Raw genomic sequence first — 21126 nt, forward strand, 5'->3', positions numbered from 1 at the left:
CTCCTCCAATTGTTTGTTTATTTTTGTAAATCGGGTCTTAATTTCACTGCCTCATTTTGATATATATGAATGATGTTTTTTTGCGGGATTGTACAATTTGCATGTAGTAAAACACGTATACATAACGGCATTCCTCCCGGTACATTCATCTCATGTGTACACATCACAGGCACATATTTCCACCCTTCAATGGAACGTACAGCTTTTGCTGGAAAAGCTGACTGAATATCTGCCGTTGTCGAAATTAATACAGAAACAATATCTTCTGGCAATACATTGTTCGCCTGCGCCATTTCTTGAACAAGTGCCTCTGTCGCTTGTAAAACATCTTGTTCATCATCACTTTTAATCGTCGTTGCCCCGCGTAAACCCCTCACTGTCAAGACATTCCCTCCGTCCTTGTCGTTAGCTCCTGAAACGCTCGTAAACATTGTTCCCTTGTTACTTCTGTTACAAATGGTTGTCCAATCCCCTTAAGTAAAACGAAATTTAACTTTCCATGGGACATTTTTTTATCCTTTTGCATATAGTTCATAAATTCGTCAAAAGAGAAATCATGAATTGAATGAAGTGGATATTCATGTTCATTTGCGAATTGAATTAACTGTTCTGTTAACGTTTTTGCCGTAAGCCCCATCATTTCACTCAACTGTAAGCTGTAAATCATTCCAATCATGACAGATTCTCCGTGGCTCAATTTACCAAATCCACAGGCCGCTTCAACAGCATGACCGAATGTATGCCCAAAATTGAGAAATTTCCGGGTAGACTGCTCAAATTCATCTTCTGCAACGATCTTTGCTTTCACTTGAATGCCTTTTAATAACTCTTCCGTTAACCATTTTTCAGATGGATTCGTAAATGATTTATTTGCGAGTAATTGCATCGTCCACTCTTCATTAGAAATAAAAGCATGCTTTAGTAATTCAGCAAGACCTGACCTGACTTCCTGAGACGGTAAGGAGGAGAATAATCCTGTTTGAAATAACACAGCAGATGGTTGATGAAATGCACCTACCATATTTTTCCCTTCAGGCATATTAATTGCAGTTTTCCCCCCTACTGCACTGTCATGGGCAAGGATCGTTGTCGGGCAATGGATGTAACGAATTCCCCTCATAAATGTTGCCGCGACATACCCAGCTAAATCTCCACAAGCCCCCCCGCCGTATGCAATAATTAGCGACTGGCGGGTAAAACCTTGTTGTAATAAAAAAGATTGACAGTCAGCATAAGTGGCAATTGATTTACATGCTTCACCAGCTGGAATTGTTTTTACGACTAATTTGTCTTTCACAATCGCTAAAGACTCTTCAAGTAACGGTAAATGAATCGCGGCTACTTTTTCATCTGCAATAATCGCAATTCGATCAGCACTTGTGAGTAAGTCTTTATAAACAGTAGAAAAAAGTGCATACGTAGTAGGTCCAATTAGTACATCATATCGATGATTTGTCGTTTCAACTGTCAATTTCCCCATGTTAAAACTCCTTTACATACGCTCTGTACGCTTCAACTTCCTTTTGAATGCCATCTATCGTATCGGCTCGAAACTCCTCCATAATCGCTTGTGCGAGCGCTGTTGCAATTACGTGTTCAGCTACAACCGATGCCGCTGGAACTGCACAAGGATCTGAACGCTCAATCGTTGCAACAAATGGCTCTTTCGTGTCTATGTCAACACTTTCAAGCGGTTTATACAGAGTCGGAATTGGTTTCATGACACCTTTTACTTTGATTGGCATTCCCGTGGACATACCACCTTCTAAGCCACCAAGGCGATTCGTTTTTCGGTAGTAGCCTCTTTCTTCATCCCATGCAATCTCATCGTGCACTTCGCTTCCAGGTAATTGGGCCATTTCAAACCCAAGCCCAATTTCCACCCCTTTGAATGCGTTAATACTCATCATTGCACTCGCTAACTTTGCGTCAAGTTTTCGGTCGAATTGTACATAACTGCCAATCCCAGGCGGGCAGCCTTCGATGATGACTTCTACAACACCGCCGATGGTATCGCCTCTTTCTTTTGCATCATCTATCGCTTGGACCATCTTCTTAGATGCCTCTGGATCTGCACAGTAAACTGGGTCTTGTCCAATCACTGTTCGTAACTCTTCCATGCTTAAGTTTTCATAAGTAGATGAATCGATTTTGACACCACCAATATCATGAACATGCGCCACTGTTGTAATCCCAATTTCTTCTAAAAACTTTTTCGCAACGGCCCCTATTGCAACTCGCATCGTTGTTTCACGAGCCGATGAACGTTCTAGCACATTACGTAAATCACGATGCCCATATTTCATACCGCCTACAAGATCAGCATGTCCTGGACGCGGACGTGAGATTTGACGTTTAATAGTTGCCGGATCCACATCTTCACCTAATGGTTCAATCCCCATTATTTTTGTCCAATGTTTCCAGTCGTCGTTTACAACTGTTAATGTGACTGGAGACCCGAGTGTTTTCCCATGGCGAACACCTGAAGAAATGACGACTTCATCTGTTTCGATTTGCATGCGTCGACCTCGTCCGTGTCCACCTTGTCTTCTTGTCAGTTCTTTATTAATCATGTCTACCGTTAAGTCCATTTGGGCAGGTAAACCTTCAATAATAGCTGTTAATTGAGGTCCGTGTGATTCTCCTGCTGTAAAAAATCTCATTCCCATTCCCTCACTTTCTTGTATATCGCGCGTCCGTGATTTGCTCGTTTTATGCCTATCTCAATTTAGGCAACGCACTGCGCTTTTTTAATTCCTATTTCATAGCACTATACCAAATTGTTTGAGTTTCGACTATACTTATCTTTGAAAATATTCAAAAACAATATGTAAATTATAGTTTTTTATAAAAAAATGTTTCGATTGATTCAAATCCGTATTTCGCTGGATTAAAAATTTGTTCAGTACTTCCAACAAATAAAACGCCACCAGGCTTTAACGCTTTGGCAAAGTTCATGTAAATTTCTTCCTTTGCCCCTTCGGTAAAATAAATCATGACGTTTCGGCAAACGATTAAGTCATACCCAGTGTCATACCGATCCTTTAATAAATTATGTTTTTTAAAAGTGACGGTTCTTTTTATCTCGTCTTTTACTTGATAATGATTGCCTTCATTGACAAAATAATTGCTGACAACATTACGCGGAACATCTTTTAAAGCACGCTCCGGATAAAGCGCAATCTCCGCACGATCCAAAACACCTTCATCTAAATCTGTCGCAAAGATAGAAATGTCTCGAAGGGGTATATGTGAGGAGAGAACCATCGCTAACGAATAGGGCTCTTCCCCAGTCGAACAAGCCGCACTCCAAATTTTCAGTCTTTTCGTTTTAGTAAGCAGTCGGGGGAAAATCTTTTGATCAAGTGTATCCCAACGTTCCTTGTTTCGATAAAACTCTGAGACATTAATCGTCATTCTATCTAAAAATTCATCTAATATCGCGCGATCATTATGTATGGCATCATAAAAAGTAGCAAAATCCTTATACCCTTTTCTTTCATATAACGAAGTTAGCCTTCTTTTCATTTGCGCTTCTTTATAAAGTGATAAATCAATCCCTGTTTTACGCTTAATATTTCCAATAAATGTTTGATAATCCGGCATGATGCTCCCTTCTTTCTGTGAAAGAATAAAAGAAAACCCGGCGTTTGCCGAGCAATTTTTAATATGTTCATGAAGATGTTTAAAATCGTAAAAAGAGTCATCATGAGACGGAACTTCTACTTGCATCACATCATATAGGCCCTTTGACACATTCCAATTATCGCCAACGTTCCAGTATGAATTTATTAAAAAAGACTTCGAAATAGCGTTAGTTGCAACGTTACACTAAAAGTCTTCGTTAATTATAAGAAAAACAGCCGTGCGGAAACCGCTTGGCTGCTTTATTCAATGAATTAGATAATCCAAGTAGACATTGTTTTGTCGTATGATACAAGTTCTTCTTCTTTGAAGAAAAGACCAATTTCACGAACTGCAGATTCTGGTGAGTCAGAACCGTGGATGATATTTTTCCCTACAGTTACTGCGTAGTCACCGCGAATTGTTCCTGGAGCTGATTCTGTTGGATTTGTTGCACCAACGAGTAGACGTGCTGTTGAAATAACATTTTCACCTTCCCAAACCATTGCAAAAACTGGTCCAGATGTGATGAAATCAACTAGTTCGCCGAAAAATGGACGTTCTTTATGTTCTCCGTAATGTTGTTGTGCTAGTTCTTCTGTAACTTGCATTAGTTTCGCACCAACAAGTTGGAAACCTTTGTTTTCAAAACGGCTTACAATGTCGCCAATCAAGTTGCGCTGAACGCCGTCTGGTTTTACCATTAAAAATGTTCTTTCCATTTAAAAACACTCCTCTAATTATGTGTACATTGACAGGGTGAAATCCCCTTGTAAATCGTATCATCGGTTTATACTTCTTTCAAGCATTTAGGTTATTAATAATTACGCTTACCAATAAATTCAGCGATTTGAATAAAAGATTTCTTCGCTTTACCTTCTGGGAGTGCACGAATTTCATGTTTCGCTTTTTGTAAATATAAGTCACTCACCGCGGCAGCTTTTTCTATTGCCCCGGAACTGCGGACATACGCTAACATATCTTCTCTCGCTTGTTCAGTTAAGTTGCCACTGAAAGCTTGCTCCATATAGGGTTGAAATGCTGGATCATCTTTCAGATAAAATATTGGCAACGTTAAATGACCATTTAGTAAATCACTTCCAGCTGGCTTGCCAAGCTCTTCATCTGTCGAAGTGAGATCGAGAATATCATCAGTTATTTGAAACGACATCCCCGCGTAGTAACCAAATCGACTTAGCTTGTTTACTACAGCTGGTTCTGCGCCCGATACGAGAGCACCTAGCTCACAACTCGATGATAATAGTAAAGCAGTTTTACGCTTTATCCGGCGAAGATAATCGCGAACCGTTTGATTGACAACACGTTGATGTTCTATTTGTATAATTTCACCTTCACAAATCTCCAACATCGTTTTCGCAAGTAATTGGTGAACTGCAGCATTTTTAATATCCGCAATTGAAACAAGTGCTTGTGCAAATATATAGTCACCCGTGTACATCGCAATCCGGTTGTTCCATTTCGCTTTAACTGTTGGATGCCCTCTTCTCATATCTGAATTATCGATGACATCATCATGAACGAGGGAAGCCATATGAACAAGCTCAAGGGATACCGCAACCTTTGCAACTCGCTCTAAAGAGAATTGTCCGAATTCAGAAGCAAGCAAGACAAAAATAGGTCGGATTCGTTTTCCTCCTGCGCGTAATAGGTGAAGTGAAGCTTGCCGAATAATCGGGGAAGCCGAATCAACGGAACATTCAAGTTCCTTTTCTATGTAATTAAGATCTTTACGAAAGTTTGCGTAAAGTGATAAAACTTGTAACTTTTCCAAATGAAACCCTTCCCCTACAAGATTTATTATTTAAATCCAATATGCCCAGCAGCCGCACCACCGCTATAAGATTTATAGTATACTTCGTGAAACCCAGCTTCAGTAAACATATGCGCAAGCTTTTTCATCCCTGGGAAATCATCGGCAGACTCCTGTAACCAAGAATATTCTTGATAACTCTTTGCAAACACTTTTCCAAGAATCGGCATAATGACTTTAAAATAAAAACGAAATAGTTGTTTATATATCGGCATTTCAGGATGCGAGGTGTCCAGACACGCCACCATTCCACCAGGCTTCAATACACGATGTAACTCGCTTAAAACAGTTGCGTAATCAGGAACATTACGCAAACCGAAACCAATCGTTACATAATCAAAAGTATGATCAGCAAACGGCAATTCCATCGCATTTCCATGAATCAACTCAATGTTGTCATAGTGTGCCACTTTAGGTCTGCCAGCTTCTAACATCTTTTCGCTAAAATCAAGTCCTGTCACACTGCCTTCAGGGCCTGTTGCCTTCGCAAGCGCAATCGTCCAGTCAGCCGTACCACAACATACATCAAGCGCAACTGCACCTTTTTTAACGGACATACGGCGCATAATATCATCTCGCCATTTTTTATGCTGATTAAAACTAATTACTGAATTCATTTTATCGTAGTCATCTGAAATTTTCTCGAATACCTTATGAACTTTTTGTTCTTTTGAAAGCGTCAAGGAGCTTACCTCATTTCTTCAAATCATCTTTCCAAGCAAGGGCATAGTCATTTCACGAGTCTTCTCCACTAATTCCGGCGTCAGAAAAGTCGCGTTTAAGATGGCCGTTTCCATCTCGGCACTTAGTATTTTCAATGCTTCCGTTGCGTCATCACTATGTAAAGTCCACTGCACAGTACCGGAATCACGATTTCTATTTACCATTAACGACATGAGTGGAAGTCCTGCAGCAGCAAGTGGAATGTATTGTGAAAATCCAAACGTATGTAAAAACTGAACGATACATTCTGCTTGAATGCTTCGGATTGCCTCTAAACTATCACTTGTTTTCATCTCTAAATTCGTATGAAACTCTGTCTTAATCTCATTTATTTCACCAATTGCTTTTGACAATACATGAATAAATTCGAAATTCGGAAGCGATGCAAGTAACTGATAATAGACACCGCTTAAATAGTCTCCAGAAAGGACTGACAGCTGTTGTGAAGTCGATGTTACATTTTCCACGTCAACAGTGTCATGCGCATCAAACGCAGCGTATACAGCTCCTACGGCGATGGCAGCCGTGTTTGTAGATGACGTCCATTCTTCTCCATTTAATTTCGGTAGAAGGAGAAAAAATAAAGTAGATTCATCTAGTATTGGTTTGCCAATCTCTCTATTTAAAATTGGATGATTAACACTACGGTTAAATTCATCAATAAAACTTTCAATTTGAACGTTCATTATTTGTCTTCCCATCAGTTAATCTCCATTCAAATACATTCAAGGACATACTCTTACCATTTATCGTTTATTTCTTGCCTTCACTTGTAATCATGCCATTCGCTGTATGTATTTCCGCTTCTCCGCGAATCTTCATAGCCGACGTATGTTCAGTAAATTGTGCAACCATCACTTCTCCATCATCCAGCTTTTCAGTATGATGAAACTTCGTATCGTCTCCCCGAGTTAATCCGATAACGTTCACGCCATCTTCTTTCGCTTTTATTACGATGTAATCAGATTGTACCATATCATCCAAGTCTCCTATCTTCCTGTGTACTTAATCATAGCATAAAAAAGGAGGGGTTAGCAAAGCGGATATGACGCTTTCAATGCCTATATCATCACATTTTTATAAGCGATAAGATTTCAGACCTTTTAATGTCGTCGTGCTCGTAAATACCCCTTGCTACAGTTGTCATTGTTTTTGCACCAGGTTTTCGAATTCCTCGCATTGTCATACACATATGCTCTGCTTCAACGACTACATAGACGCCGACAGGATTTAACATGTCCATGATCGCATTAGCAACAGTGGATGTAATACGTTCCTGTAATTGTGGACGTCTTGCTGTCGTTTCTACTGCTCTTGCTAACTTACTGAGTCCTGCGACTACTCCATCGCGTGGAATATAGGCAATATGTGCATGCCCAAAGAATGGAACTAAATGATGTTCACACATCGAATGAAAGGGAATATCTTTCACCAATACAACTTCATCATGATTCTCATGAAATACCGTTTCAAAATACTGTCTCGGATCCTCATGCAAGCCTTCGAAAACTTCCGCGTACATTTTGGCAACTCGCTTTGGTGTGTCAATAAGCCCTTCACGAGCTGGGTCTTCGCCAATCGCTTCTAGGATCATCGTTACAGCTTGTTCCATTTTCATATAATCAACTTCGTGCATTCTTCAAATCCTCCTCAATCAACAAAACATGTTCCTTCAAAAATAGTAGCATATTCGCCCTTCTCAGTACAGTTCATGTACTCACTTATTTTCGCGAAAAATAAAAGGAACTTGTCCCCGAATCTCTTACCAAGACTCAACAGACAAGCTCCTATGTAGCGTAACCTTTATTTAACCGCGTCTTTAAGTGCCTTTCCAGCTTTAAAAGCAGGAACTTTACTTGCAGCGATGTCGATTTCTTTACCTGTTTGAGGGTTACGTCCTTTACGTGCAGCACGCTCACGAACTTCAAATGTTCCGAAACCAATTACTTGTACTTTATCTCCACCAGCTAAAGTATCTTGGATTGTTTCAAAAACAGCCTCAACAGCCGCAGTTGCATCTTTCTTAGAAAGACCTGCTGACTCAGCTACAGCGTTAATTAATTCTGATTTGTTCATACTATTCACCCCCTCTCAAAGAGAAGTCTTTAACAATACTGTAGAAAGAGTATCACATCAAAAAGCGCCATGCAACAATATCTATCCACTTTTCACCTAAAAATGCCATTTTCACATAAAAACCCGTAAAAAGCCCTTATTTACACAAATATTCAAAACAAACGAGGAGGGCACCGGGTAGCCTTGACAAGCGCCCGGAGCTCGGAATAAAGGCGTGAATTTCGCCTTTACTTCCGCTGAAAAAACGCTATATTTGAGTATAATAAAACCCGTAAACTAAAAACGTTTACGGGTTTTCCTTTATTTTTATAAATGCAGTTCTATATTGATTGACTAGACAATAAACGTAATCATCCCTTTATTGCCATCATTCACCATTTGCTCAATCGTTTCACGCAGACGCTTTCTGGCGCGAGGCGGAACTGAATCCGTTTTGAAACGGATACTCTCTTTCATCACTTCATGTAATGGTGTACCAAATAATTGCGTTTCCCAAAGCGCTTCTCGGTCATGCAAATACGCGTCTTTTAAATCTTTCAATAAATGATGACTGTGAAACTCTGAACCGATTAACGGCGAGAACTCAGCTTCCATATCTACACGAATCATATGAATGGATGGCGCAGTTGCTTTCATCCGAACACCGAAAAAGTCATTTTGTTTAATGAGTTCTGGTGGTGTTGGATTAAAGTCTCCGATAACCGGTAACGCAACGCCGTAGCCATCGCTCTTAGCCTTTTCAATGGCTTCCGCATACATATTGTACGCGCTCTTTGCTTTAGAAGCTTCTTGAACAAATAAGAGCCAATCTTTTTTCGTACCGATTTCTTGACCCATAATCCCCTCACACACTTCACGGAAAGCTTGCTCATCCATCTCTATCTTGATAGATGCCTTCCCTTGCCCAGCATCCACTTCGACAACTTCGGCATGTTGTACATACTTTTCGTGCTTCAACTTTTCTGCTAGTTCTTGTACTTTGCGGATTTTCGATGCCTCCAAAAAGCCTTCACTTATGACTGTATCGATTGATGAGTTTAGCTCATGCTCACTTCCGAGTACATCCATCCAATCCGGTTTTTGCAACTCAATCTCAGAAATCGGAAATTCATATAGAGCCTCTTTTAAGATGAGTTGAATTTCTTGTGCATTTAATTGATCTGCACTAATTGCAATGACTGGCACCGCATATCTTTCATGAAGCTCTTGTTTTAAAGCAACTGTTTTTTCATGGGCAGGCATTTTTGAATTCAACACAATTACAAATGGTTTTCCGATATCTTGTAATTTCTCTACAATCTCCGCTTCAGCCACTTCTGCAGAAGCGCGTGGAATATTATTGACTGTACCGTCAGTCGTTACAAGTATTCCAATTGTCGAATGATCTCTAATGACTTTATCTGTTCCGATACGTGCAGCTTCTTCGAATGGTACCGGTTCATTATGCCACGGAGTATGAACATACTTCGGTCCATCTTCATCTTCGTATCCTTTAACACCGTCAATGACATACCCAACACAATCAGCGAGCCGAATTTGAAATTGTAGTTCGCCATCACCAACTGCTACTGACGTTCCTTGTGCTGGCACAAATTTCGGTTCAGCTGTCATAATCACCGGCCCTGGTGAACTTTGCGGGAGTTCGTCTTGTGCTCGTATTTGGTCCGTCTCATCCGTCATATTTGGAATTACGACTTCTTCCATGACCCTTTTTACGAACGTGGACTTTCCAACACGGACAGGGCCCACGACGCCGATGTAAATATCTCCATCCGTTCGTCTCGCTAAATTTTCATATAGTTCTTCTTTCATCCATCGTCCTCCTTTTCTACGCATATTACTTTATGTAATAGAAAAACGTTTCATGCAGAAGCATGAAACGTTTTTTTATTTTCCTATAAAAATAGGTTCATTATTTTCATTTACTGTATACGGTAAAGAATAGGCAGGCACGACAACAGAGCCCTCTTCGAGAAGAAATCGAATATCTTCTCCATCTCGAACTTCTGGATTATCTTCTGATAGAATTCGATTTAAATCAATTGAATAATCGATATAAAAGTTTCCATCTCCACCAACAACAACCGGTAAATGCGCATCGGAATAAGGACTTTCAAGCGTTAATGGACTTTTAAATCCTAGTGCTTCAAAGTCAATTTCATATACACCATCCCCTATTTTATCTTTAAAAGGGATTTGACCATTCATACTTTTACGTAGATTTAAATCTCTAATTATTTCTGCCGCTCGTAAATCGACAACTTTCACAGTTGGATTTTCCTCGACATCCATTAATACGTATTGAAAAATACCACCTTTTTCATAGGCACTTGAAGGTATCTTCTCTGTATAATCCGGTACAATTTTCGAGAAATCAATTGGATATTTAATATATTTATCGGTTTCCGCGTCCTTCGTTTTAATTGGCAATAAGCCGCCAGATTCTTTTTGGTACGTATCTACTGCTCGTTGAATCGATTCAACATGTTCAGGATACGGAATCTTCCCTTGACCTTCTTCCTCCCCAGGGTACATACACCCTGTTAATAACAGGATGGCTGAGAAGAAAAATACACCTGCTATTTTCTTTAATGACACCCTCATTATGCTCCTCCTGATGGTCCGCTAAATACGAGATAAATCATAGCGAGAAAACAAAATAATAATAATGCATAGGCAACAAGTGCGAATAAAAATTTTAACAATCTATTTTTCAACTTATGTCTACTAAAATAAATAAGGCCCATTGAAACGAACATAAAACCCATAGCATAAAAAGATAACCACATTTTATCAAGCGGTGACATGAATCATCTACCTCTCTATTCATTGAAATGCATCGTACCAAACAGATCATCAACTTCTTGTTTTTTCATTCTACTCATTAACTGGTCCACCGCATTTTTAGGTGAGACAGCATCAAAGAGAACGGAGTATAAGGCTTCTGTTAACGGCATCGTAACATCATGTTTTTTGGCCAATTGATACGCTGCCTTTGTCGTTCGCACACCTTCTATGACCATACCCATCCCTGCTGTAACCTCTTCTAAGCTTTTTCCTTTACCAAGCATATTTCCAGCCTTCCAGTTGCGAGAATGCACGCTTGTACACGTGACAATTAAATCCCCTAAACCTGTAAGACCAGCAAATGTGAGTGGGTTTGCACCCATTTTTACACCTAATCTTGATATCTCAGCTAGACCACGCGTAATGAGTGCCGCCTTTGCATTATCACCGTACCCAAGTCCATCGGTAATCCCCGCGGCAAGTGCAATTACATTTTTTAAAGCAGCGCCAATTTCTACACCAATTACATCCGTATTTGTGTAAACACGGAAATAATGATTCATAAATAAATCTTGTACTTCTTTGGCCGATTCTACATTCTGACATGCAGCTGTAACCGTTGTCGGATGTCTTTCTACGACTTCTTCAGCATGGCTTGGCCCTGAAAGAATGACGATATCCTTTCGATTTGACGAAGCAATCTCTTCACCAATCATTTCAGAAATTCTTTTATGTGAATCAGGCTCAATCCCTTTTGATACATGTACAAATAACTTTTCCTCTGTCATGATCGCGTTCATCTCTTGGCAAATCGGTCTGATTGCTTTCGTTGGAACAGCGATAACAATAACATCACCGTGTGTAACAGCTGTTTCAAGCGTAGCGGTGGCTTTTAAATTCGCAGGTAAAGTTGTATTGGGTAAGTAGGCATGATTTGTGTGACGCTCATTAATCTCCTCAACTTGCTCTGAGCGTCTTGCCCAGAGCAAACAGTCATGTCCATTTTCTGCTAGCACAAAAGCGAGTGCTGTACCCCAACTTCCTGCGCCAATCACAGATACTTTCTTCATAAAGTTCATCCTTCCAAGTAAATAGCGTTTTACGTTCTTGCTCTTGTAATGAGACGAATTGGCGTCCCTTCAAAACCGAACGCTTCACGCAATCGATTTTGTAGAAAACGTTCATAAGAAAAATGCATCAATTCTGGCTCATTCACAAAAACAATGAATGTCGGTGGTTTAACTGCCACTTGTGTAGCATAGTAAATGCGTAATCTCTTCCCTTTATCTGTCGGCGTCGCATTTCTAGCAACCGCATCTTCAATCACTTCATTTAACACGCTAGATTGAATCCGCTTCGCATGGTTTTCACTAATTAATTTTATACTATCAAAAAGTCCATTGACACGTTGCTTTGTTTTCGCGGATACAAAGGCAATCGGTGCATAATCAAGGAACATAAAATTATCTCTAATTTTTGCAGTAAAGTTGTTCATCGTATGGTTATCTTTTTCGATGGCATCCCATTTATTCACCACAAACATTACGCCTTTTCCAGCTTCCTCAGCATAGCCTGCAATTCGCTTATCTTGCTCGCGAATCCCCTCTTCGCCGTTTAACACAATTAATACGACATCTGAGCGGTCAATGGCTTTTAATGCACGTAAGACACTATATTTTTCCGTCGTTTCGTAGACTTTTCCTTTTTTCCGCATACCGGCCGTATCAATAATTTTATACTTTTGCCCTTCATACACATAAGGCGTGTCTATTGCGTCTCGTGTCGTTCCTGCTACATCACTTACGATAACACGCTCTTCGCCAAGAAGTGCGTTTACAAGTGATGATTTTCCGACATTCGGTCTACCGATTAAAGAAAAACGGATGACATCTGTTTCATCAGGTTCACTTTCCTCATTTGGAAATTCGTTGGCAACTGCATCTAATAAATCGCCTAATCCTAGGCCATGTGCTCCTGAAATTGGATAAGGGTCGCCAAATCCTAATGAATAGAAATCGTAAATCATTTCTCTCATTTCAGGGTTGTCAATTTTATTGACAGCTAAAATCACCGGTTTGTTTGACCGGTATAATATTTTCGCTACATGCTCGTCTGCATCCGTCACACTTTCGCGCCCATTCACTAAGAAAATAATGACATCTGCTTCTTCAATCGCAATTTCTGCTTGGAGTCGAATTTGCTCTAGAAACGGTTCATCTCCAATTTCAATACCACCTGTGTCAATAATATTGAAATCATGTGTTAGCCAATCTGCAGAACTGTAAATTCGATCTCGCGTAACACCTGAAACGTCTTCGACTATTGAAATTCTTTCTCCCACAATTCGATTAAAAATTGTGGATTTACCGACGTTTGGTCGCCCAACGATGGCGACAGTTGGTTTTGTCATACTTAAAACATCCTTCCAGATTATCTTCTGTTAGTATACACAAAAAAAGATGATGATGCCCTAAAAGAGCACCATCACCGTATGAGTTTTTCAAAATCTTCTCATTCAAATTTACTCTGAAAGCTTCTTTAATTGGTCTCCAATGACATCACTTATTGAGAAACCTTGGGATTCTTCAGGCATCTCATAATCGTCGTAAGATGTTTGATCTTCTTTTTCCACCAAGTCTTTAATGCTTAGCGATAAACGTTCCTCGTTTGGATTCACATCTAGGACTTTCACTTCAATTTTCTGTCCTTCCGTTAATACCTCGTTCGGCGTACCGATATGATCATGTGAAATTCGTGAGATATGCACGAGACCTTCGACACCAGGGAAAACTTCAACGAACGCACCATAAGAAACTAACCGTCTAACAGTTCCTTCTAGGATAGAACCTTTTGGTGCTTTTTCTTCGATTCCTTCCCAAGGCCCAGGCAATGTTTCTTTAATGGATAATGAAATACGCTCAGCGTCTCGGTCAACAGAAAGAACTTTCACTGATACCGTATCTCCTTCAGATAAAACATCTGATACTTTGTCAACGTGCGCATGTGATAGTTGTGAGATATGCACAAGACCATCTACACCACCGATATCAACAAATGCACCGAATGATGCTAGACGTTGAACGGTACCTTCTAATACTTGACCTTCTTTTAAGTTGTCTAGTACTTCGTTTTTCTTTGCTGCCTTTTCCTCTTGGAGAACAGCACGATGGGATAAAATCAAACGGTTTTTCTCTTTATCCATTTCAATAATTTTGAATTTCATTTGTCGGCCTTTGTATTCATCGAATGATTCGACGAAATAGTCCTCTACAAGGGAAGCAGGAATGAATCCACGAACGCCTAAGTCGACAACTAGACCGCCTTTTACAACGTCTTTTACTTCCGTTTCAACGATTTCATTGTTATTAAACTTTTCTTCCAAAGAATCCCATGCTTCATCAGCGTCTACTTGACGTTTTGAAAGCACATAATTCGCTTCTTCGACTTTAATAATCGCTAGTTCAAGCTCTTCACCTTCAGAAACAACATCCGAAGCTTTTTCAATATGCAAACTTGAAATTTCACTTATTGGAATCACACCATCAAATGGTGCACCTGGAATCTCGACCGTTACAGATTTATCTTCGATTTTAACAACTTTTCCCGTTACACGGTCACCTTCGTTAAACTCTTTTTGCATTTCAATATTGATATCCTCTGACATATGTAGTCCTCCTCCATTAAAACTCCTATTTCTATAATAGGCGAATTGCTTAATAAAAACAAAATATTGTACTTATTTCTTCAGTTATTTGTTTCAATTAGCTTTTGGATTTCTGCCATAATGACTGCTGTCACTTCTTCAGCTGAAGCTTTTCGTTCACGATATGGAGCCATATCAATTGGCTTACCATACACCACCTTTAATTGCTTAAATGGTTTATAAGGTCCAATAATTGCACAAGGCATCACAACAGCATCCCCGCGTAGCGCAAAGAAACCAGCACCCGCAAGTCCTTTTTGAAGTTGCCCGTCTTTACTTCGAGTCCCTTCCGGAAATAATCCGACTACTTTTCCTTCTTTTAGAAGCGTTAACGCCTTACGCATTGCTTGCCTGTCACTCATACCTCTTTTAACAGGAAAAGCCTTTACATTTGGTAAAACACTTTTCAAAATGGGTAATTCAAACAACTCTTCTTTCGCCATAAAATGAACCGTTCGCGGACAAGTAATGCCCACAACTGGTGGATCAAGATTATCGATATGATTTGTACATAGTAAAACGCCGCCATCTTTAGGAAAATTCTCTTTCCCTATTACTTTTATCCGATAGAACGGATAAAAAATCGCACTACATAGCGCTTTACCTAGCGGGTATAAATTCATTTCGCTAACCTCTCTTTTGCCAATCGACTAATTTCCCTGGCCACTTCTTCAATATTCATCGAAGTCGTATCAAGAAGGATCGCATCATCCGCTCGCTTTAAAGGTGAAACTTCACGATTTGAATCGGCTTCGTCTCGTTTTCTAATTTCTTCTTGGAGGGCTTCAAGTGAAGAATGAATTCCCCGCTTTTTATTTTCTTCGTATCTACGAAGGGCCCGCTCTTCAACCGATGCCGTCATGAACACCTTTAATTCCGCATTTGGCAACACGTGGGTTCCTATGTCTCTACCATCCATCACAACCCCTGACTGACGCCCCAAGTTACGTTGTTTTTCTACCATTAATTCTCTCACTTGATTATGGGCTGACACTTGAGATACTGCAGCAGTCACTTCTGCTGTTCGAATTGCCTCTGATACATCAACACCATCTAATTTTACTGCTTGACCATTTTCTAGCGGAACGAGCAAAATCTCTGTCTGTTCAAGCAACTCGCCAAGTGCCTCTCCGTCATTAATATCTATGCTTTCCTTTAACGCTTTATACGTCAATGCACGATACATCGCACCAGTATCAATATACGTATAGCCTAATTTCTCAGCTGTAATTTTCGCAATGGTACTTTTTCCAGCCGCAGCTGGCCCATCAATCGCTATTTTCAATCTATCTAACATCGTCTTTACCTCCCGCAACAATTCGACAATAGTGTATCACAAACAAAAGAGAAAAGTCCCCATTCAAGAGACTTTTCCCCTTATTTATTTTTCATTTGTAATTGACGTTCGAAACAAAATTGAACAATTTGTTGCCGGTCCACTGTCGAGATTTCTACAAACTCCAAAGACGCAATTTTTCTTCGTCCATCTTCCCATATTCTAATGACCCTCCCCTTAGCCCGAACGTATTGAGTTTCACGTTTGACAAAAGGTAGGACAAGTAGTAAAGAAACAACTGCTTCCTTTTGTAAGACACTCGTATTTGTAATATTAATTGCGACACCACCCGCACTAATATCTTCAGTCACAAGCTGCATGACATGATCTTCTATTTCTACCGCGACATCAATCGCCACCTTTACTCTCACAAACTGACGTCGCTGTATTCTAATAAGCCCTTCGTCACCTTCATAAGCTATCTTTAACATCGGCACACCATCGATCTGTCTTCCACATACCACTGTATGAAAAGCATACGACATGCGTAAGTCATCCGTAAAATTAATCACGAGCTCCGTTCCATCCATAAAAAAAGCTGTTTTGCCCGTGTCAATATGCGTTGGATAGTCAATCATGACGAAGCCGTCTCCTGAGTCGATGATTTTACTTCTGTACTTGCTGTTATCATCCGAAAATTTCTTCTCAATGATAACTACTGTTCCAACCTTCAATGTCAACTGACGCACCTCCGCCTTTAGTCATGCTACTATTATCTCATGACTAAAGAGAAATGCAATATACATTTAAGCATATAAAGAACCTACTCATTTGAAGGCATCTAACAACATTTAAAAGAGATTACGGCTGTTTTTCAGTTTTTATCACTTCAGCTGTTTCAGTATCGACAACAACGACATAGGTATCTATTTGCTCGTCCACTTCCATCGTAACAGTTAAGTAATAAGATAAACGTTGGTCTAATCGGTCGTTTTCAACATAGGCAAGCTCTTCTTCTACTACCGTTACGTTTGTACGGAAAAATTCTTCCCAATTTTGTTCCACTATTTTTTGCGGCTTCAAATTTTCTTTTTGAATATACTCCATCGCATTTAGCCCAATAATTCCACCCGTATCTTTCGCAACTTTTAAATGGATAACATCCGAAAATACTTTTGCTTCATACTCAGGCTCAACACGGACAAACACAAAGTGCCAAGATGTATGATTTTCTCTTGCTTCTTCTAAAACAGTATCCCCGTATCCAGAACTAGACAAAAACTGTTCAGCTTTTTCCTTAATAAACTCATATGACTGCGTTTCCTGTCCAAATGGTCTTTCCGATAAAAATGATAAGACATGGCCACCTTTTTCAGTGATATCAATATAACCGACTGAACTATCCTCAGCAAATCGAATGTGATAGAAAGGATAAGGTGCACCAGGCTTACTATTTTCTACGACAATAGAAGAATTTGAAACTTCAGGAAACAGAAATTTAAATCGCTCGATTGCTTCTTCACGCGTCACTTTTTTATCAGTCAATGTTTGCAATTCTTTTTTCTTTAATGAATCTGACTCACTAGCCGTTAGCGGAAAATCACTTTCAGTATACTGTTTAACTGTTTCCCGCATGCCATCCCAATCATGCTCTGAATCAACTGAGTCTAGTTGATTCGACCAACTTTCAACTGATACATCCCCTCGAATTAAATCGGCCGTTGCCAATTGCCATTCATCCGCCATTTCACGCAAATTAACAGAAGCTTGCGTCATTACTTGATGGTATTCTTCTTTATCGTTTAGTCGCTCGGTTTCTTTTGCATAATTTCCGAGTCTCCCTAAATAATTCATCCAAGAATTTGAAAAGCCTCTATCGAGCGGTAATGAACCAACCGCATTTTTTACATCTGAGGAAAGTCTCCATATATCTTCCCTTGCATCATCAAAGCCATCACTCTCATTAAACAATAAAGTTTTCTTCACCGCAGTATCTAATTCTTCTAATTTCTGTGATGCCTCTGTCATTTTCTTCGCATATTGACCACTCAGTAAATAACTTAACTGCTGATTTTCTGTACTTTTTCCGTAGGCAAATATAGCTAATGCCGCAATCGCATAGACTAGTACAAATATTATTTTTTTCATATTTAAGCAAAAGTATTGCCGAATGGTGATTTCGGAACTTCCGCACAGCCTCCCATCGTCAATTTAATCGTGTTCTTTTCGCTTTTCAATAACAAAACACATGCAACCCAATTTTTTTGATTTGCGGTCTTGACCAAATCCATTTACTTGTTGCCGTAATTGGGTTGAAATAATAAATCGCGTTTTCTGATGGATCCCAACCGTTAATCGCATCTATCACCGCTTCTTTTGCTCTTTCATTTGGCGTTAACCAAATCTGTCCGTCAGCAACCGCAGTAAATGCACCTGGTTGGAAAATAACCCCGCCTACTGTATCAGGAAAATCTGGGTGTTCAACACGATTCAAAATAACGGCGGCAACAGCTACTTGCCCTTCATATGGCTCTCCCCTCGCCTCACCATAAACTGCATTCGACATGAGTTTTATGTCTTGATCTGAATATTTTGCAGGGACTTGCGCATTCTGTTTTTGACCAGTACCTTTTCCGACCTGACCATCAAGCGGCTTGCCCCCATAATGGGTAAACTTATTCCCTTTCTCGATATTTTGTTTCACATACTTTTCATCGTAATTACTTATATCAACCAACTTCTTCTTCGTTGCTTCACCAGCAATCCCATCAACTGGAAGGCCATATTGGTCTTGAAAATTCCTAAGTGCCCAATAGGTCCCATACCCAAATTTACCGTCAATTGTTCCGGTGTAATAGCCGATGTATTGTAGCCTTGCCTGTAACTCAATCACATCGTCACCAAATGCACCACGCTGAATTTGCTGAGAACTAAAGGCGCCCGAATGAGTTGGCGAAATCACATACAGACAACTCAACAGAAGCGCAACAAGTACAGTTCGATTCACTATCTTCTTCAAATCCATTCCTCCTTTTCTTCACAGTTTGTCCACTTTTCTAAAAAATATGAGCAGAAATGCTGAAACCGAAGAGTTGATGCGACAAACATAAAACGTATTGACGGAGCTGCGTTCATAACGACAGAGTCAAGTCAACTTGTGACTCGAGCATCTGGCGGTTGAAGCTGGACAGAAGTATACAAATTGGAAATAAAAAAAGGCTTCTAGCACTGATAATGCTAAAAACCACCTACATTCATTAAATTTTTCGTCATATTGATCAATTGAACATCTCGCTTATTCAATATTCGCTTTCGACCGAAACTGATGCATTGCATGGATATGCGCATTTTTTACTCTTGTGAGACCAAACCACCAAAGAAATAGCATAAATGGAATCATCATGTATAGTGAAAATTTACGAACTAAAAAGATTCCGTTATAGATAAAGTGAAGTAAGTAGGGAGCAAGAAGTGCTAAGAATAACAGAAGTGTCTTATTAGATTCATCGAATTTAGCTTTTCCAATGTAATACCCCATCACTACGCCAAATAACGCATGACTTGAGACAGGAAGAAGTGCACGCATGAACGCAATGTCTGTACCGTATGTAAGTAAATATAAAATATTTTCAACTGTCGCAAATCCTAATGAAATGCTCGCTCCATATAAAATTCCATCATAAGCATCTTCAAATTCAACATGACGATAAATAGTTAGCAATAATAAGAGCCATTTAAAAAACTCTTCTAATCCACTCGTAAATACAACATTACGAAAAAAAACATGAGAGAATATATTTTCTTCCTCAAACACATGCTGGATAAATAGTATAGGGAAAGTCATAACCGCCCCATACACAAAAGTATGAAGCAATGTACGGGATGGTTCTTTGGCAATTTGCTTACGTAAATAAAAATAACTAAATAAAGCCAATCCGGGTGCAATTGCCAAAGTTAATAATATGAACATTCAATCCCCCCTCAAGAAGAACTCAAATAGATGCAAGCATCCTAAGCATCTATCATAGCTAATTAGTCAAGAACGCTGCGGATTGCGATCATACTTACAAGGATCATTGTAGTACGTTTTGTGCCATTTTGAGATTCTCTTTTTAACGCTTATTGTTCACTATCTCATCAATCGCTTTTGCGATTAACTCCCCGTGGAACCTACCATTTTCAATAAATATTTCGTTAGTATTGTTTCCCGCAGCAATAACTCCCGCAATATATAAATGCTGAACATTCGTTTCCATCGTATTTTCATCAAAACGAGGGCGACCACTTTCAGCTTCCATTTGAATGCCCATATCTTTTAAAAACGAATAATCTGGATGATATCCGGTCATTGCAAAAATATAATCATGTGGAATGGTAATATGCTCACCTTTTTTCTCTATGAGAATTGTCGATTCCGTAATTTCAATCACATTCGATTCAAAATGCATAGTAATTGAACCATTTCTAATTAAACTGTCGAATGCAGGTAAAATCCATGGCTTAACACTCGGCGAATAGTCTTCTCCACGATAAACGACGGTAACATTCGCTCCAGCCCTTTCAAGTTCAAGCGCCGCATCAACGGATGAATTTTTACCCCCAATGACGACAACGTCTTTTTGAAAATATGGGTGCGCTTCTTTAAAGTAATGAAAAACATTCGGTAAGTTTTCACCTTTCACATTCATCCTATTCGGATTGTCATAGTAGCCTGTTGCGACGACAACGAAATTCGCCAAATAGACCTCTTTATCAGTCGTCACTTGGAAATGACCCACTACCTTACGAACCTCTTTTACCCGCTCAAAACTATTCACTTCTATTCCCGTCATCTTCACAACTTCACGGTAGTATACAAGTGCGTCATTTCGCTTTGGTTTTTCTTTTGCTGTGATAAAAGGAATGTCTCCGATAGATAATTTCAAACTAGAACTGAAAAATGTTTGATGGGTTGGATAACGATAGATAGAATTCACGATATTTCCTTTTTCAATAACGAGTACATCTATCCCTTTTTTCTTTAATTCAATTGCTGCTGATAAACCGCATGGTCCTCCTCCAACCACAATCACTTCTCTTCTTTGCATCTAGGTATACTCTCCTTTA

At 39.6% G+C, this 21126-nt stretch carries 24 protein-coding genes; all 24 read right to left on the minus strand.

Translation table 11 applies throughout. The features are described 5' to 3' along the window. Positions 1-17: 17 nt before the first annotated feature. The 24 genes from aroH to AB1H92_RS08760 all read right to left on the minus strand — a co-directional run bounded on the left by aroH (position 18) and on the right by AB1H92_RS08760 (position 21107). The gene (gene aroH, locus AB1H92_RS08645; protein WP_243835759.1) at positions 18-383 is read right to left on the minus strand and encodes a chorismate mutase; all 366 of its coding nucleotides are present in this window, start codon (positions 381-383) and stop codon (positions 18-20) included. Then, a complete protein-coding gene (gene aroB, locus AB1H92_RS08650; RefSeq protein ID WP_115360670.1) occupies positions 380-1480 on the minus strand; it encodes a 3-dehydroquinate synthase in 1101 nt (366 codons plus the stop codon). Before aroB ends, aroH begins: the two co-directional genes overlap by 4 nt. Position 1481: 1 nt before the next feature. Beyond that, positions 1482-2663, minus strand: coding sequence for a chorismate synthase (gene aroC / locus AB1H92_RS08655; RefSeq protein WP_115364065.1), 1182 nt, complete (start codon positions 2661-2663; stop codon positions 1482-1484). A gap of 172 nt (positions 2664-2835) precedes the next feature. Then, entirely contained in the window at positions 2836-3606 is a 771-nt protein-coding gene (locus AB1H92_RS08660; protein WP_115364064.1) for a protein-glutamate O-methyltransferase CheR, read from the minus strand. 293 nt (positions 3607-3899) lie between these two features. Continuing rightward, positions 3900-4346 carry a nucleoside-diphosphate kinase gene (gene ndk / locus AB1H92_RS08665; protein ID WP_115360669.1) on the minus strand — a complete coding sequence of 149 codons (447 nt, stop codon included), beginning with the start codon at positions 4344-4346 and terminating at the stop codon, positions 3900-3902. A gap of 95 nt (positions 4347-4441) precedes the next feature. Next, positions 4442-5416, minus strand: a complete 975-nt coding sequence (locus AB1H92_RS08670) for a polyprenyl synthetase family protein (protein ID WP_115360668.1) — start codon at positions 5414-5416, stop codon at positions 4442-4444. Positions 5417-5442: 26 nt separating this feature from the next. Continuing rightward, positions 5443-6138, minus strand: coding sequence for a demethylmenaquinone methyltransferase (locus AB1H92_RS08675; RefSeq protein WP_115360667.1), 696 nt, complete (start codon positions 6136-6138; stop codon positions 5443-5445). A gap of 18 nt (positions 6139-6156) precedes the next feature. Next, entirely contained in the window at positions 6157-6879 is a 723-nt protein-coding gene (locus AB1H92_RS08680; protein ID WP_115360666.1) for a heptaprenyl diphosphate synthase component 1, read from the minus strand. Positions 6880-6931: 52 nt separating this feature from the next. Further along, positions 6932-7153: a trp RNA-binding attenuation protein MtrB gene (gene mtrB / locus AB1H92_RS08685; protein WP_115360665.1), complete on the minus strand. Its 222-nt coding sequence runs from the start codon at positions 7151-7153 to the stop codon at positions 6932-6934. A 94-nt stretch (positions 7154-7247) separates the two neighbouring features. Then, a complete protein-coding gene (folE, locus tag AB1H92_RS08690; RefSeq protein ID WP_115360664.1) occupies positions 7248-7814 on the minus strand; it encodes a GTP cyclohydrolase I FolE in 567 nt (188 codons plus the stop codon). Positions 7815-7981: 167 nt separating this feature from the next. Then, complete coding sequence (locus AB1H92_RS08695; protein WP_075528215.1) at positions 7982-8254, minus strand: HU family DNA-binding protein; 273 nt, start codon at positions 8252-8254, stop codon at positions 7982-7984. Between the two features lie 333 nt (positions 8255-8587). After that, positions 8588-10066 (minus strand): stage IV sporulation protein A, encoded by a 1479-nt coding sequence (gene spoIVA, locus AB1H92_RS08700; RefSeq protein WP_115360663.1) that lies wholly within the window; start codon positions 10064-10066, stop codon positions 8588-8590. Between the two features lie 75 nt (positions 10067-10141). Continuing rightward, a complete protein-coding gene (locus AB1H92_RS08705) occupies positions 10142-10858 on the minus strand; it encodes a hypothetical protein (RefSeq protein WP_115360662.1) in 717 nt (238 codons plus the stop codon). Further along, positions 10858-11061: a DUF2768 domain-containing protein gene (locus AB1H92_RS08710; RefSeq protein ID WP_115360661.1), complete on the minus strand. Its 204-nt coding sequence runs from the start codon at positions 11059-11061 to the stop codon at positions 10858-10860. The genes AB1H92_RS08705 and AB1H92_RS08710 overlap by 1 nt, the downstream gene beginning before the upstream one ends. A gap of 15 nt (positions 11062-11076) precedes the next feature. Then, positions 11077-12111 carry an NAD(P)H-dependent glycerol-3-phosphate dehydrogenase gene (locus AB1H92_RS08715; RefSeq protein WP_115360660.1) on the minus strand — a complete coding sequence of 345 codons (1035 nt, stop codon included), beginning with the start codon at positions 12109-12111 and terminating at the stop codon, positions 11077-11079. A gap of 29 nt (positions 12112-12140) precedes the next feature. Then, positions 12141-13451 carry a ribosome biogenesis GTPase Der gene (gene der / locus AB1H92_RS08720; RefSeq protein ID WP_115360659.1) on the minus strand — a complete coding sequence of 437 codons (1311 nt, stop codon included), beginning with the start codon at positions 13449-13451 and terminating at the stop codon, positions 12141-12143. Positions 13452-13562: 111 nt separating this feature from the next. Next, entirely contained in the window at positions 13563-14705 is a 1143-nt protein-coding gene (gene rpsA, locus AB1H92_RS08725; protein ID WP_115360658.1) for a 30S ribosomal protein S1, read from the minus strand. 80 nt (positions 14706-14785) lie between these two features. Next, positions 14786-15367, minus strand: a complete 582-nt coding sequence (locus AB1H92_RS08730) for a 1-acyl-sn-glycerol-3-phosphate acyltransferase (protein WP_115360657.1) — start codon at positions 15365-15367, stop codon at positions 14786-14788. Beyond that, positions 15364-16041, minus strand: coding sequence for a (d)CMP kinase (cmk, locus tag AB1H92_RS08735; protein ID WP_115360656.1), 678 nt, complete (start codon positions 16039-16041; stop codon positions 15364-15366). The genes AB1H92_RS08730 and cmk overlap by 4 nt, the downstream gene beginning before the upstream one ends. An 80-nt stretch (positions 16042-16121) precedes the next feature. Next, on the minus strand, positions 16122-16760 hold the full coding sequence (locus tag AB1H92_RS08740; RefSeq protein ID WP_166739511.1) for a flagellar brake protein: 639 nt from the start codon (positions 16758-16760) through the stop codon (positions 16122-16124). Positions 16761-16881: 121 nt separating this feature from the next. Beyond that, positions 16882-18168: a PepSY1/2 domain-containing protein gene (locus AB1H92_RS08745; protein ID WP_115360654.1), complete on the minus strand. Its 1287-nt coding sequence runs from the start codon at positions 18166-18168 to the stop codon at positions 16882-16884. 85 nt (positions 18169-18253) lie between these two features. Beyond that, positions 18254-19039 (minus strand): spore cortex-lytic enzyme, encoded by a 786-nt coding sequence (sleB, locus tag AB1H92_RS08750; RefSeq protein WP_370474900.1) that lies wholly within the window; start codon positions 19037-19039, stop codon positions 18254-18256. Positions 19040-19315: 276 nt separating this feature from the next. Next, on the minus strand, positions 19316-19990 hold the full coding sequence (gene prsW / locus AB1H92_RS08755; protein WP_115360652.1) for a glutamic-type intramembrane protease PrsW: 675 nt from the start codon (positions 19988-19990) through the stop codon (positions 19316-19318). Positions 19991-20132: 142 nt separating this feature from the next. Continuing rightward, entirely contained in the window at positions 20133-21107 is a 975-nt protein-coding gene (locus tag AB1H92_RS08760; RefSeq protein ID WP_115360651.1) for a YpdA family putative bacillithiol disulfide reductase, read from the minus strand. Between the last annotated feature and the right edge of the window lie 19 nt (positions 21108-21126).

It is taken from the genome of Sporosarcina pasteurii (assembly GCF_041295575.1).
GTDB classification, from domain to species: Bacteria; Bacillota; Bacilli; order Bacillales_A; family Planococcaceae; genus Sporosarcina; species Sporosarcina pasteurii.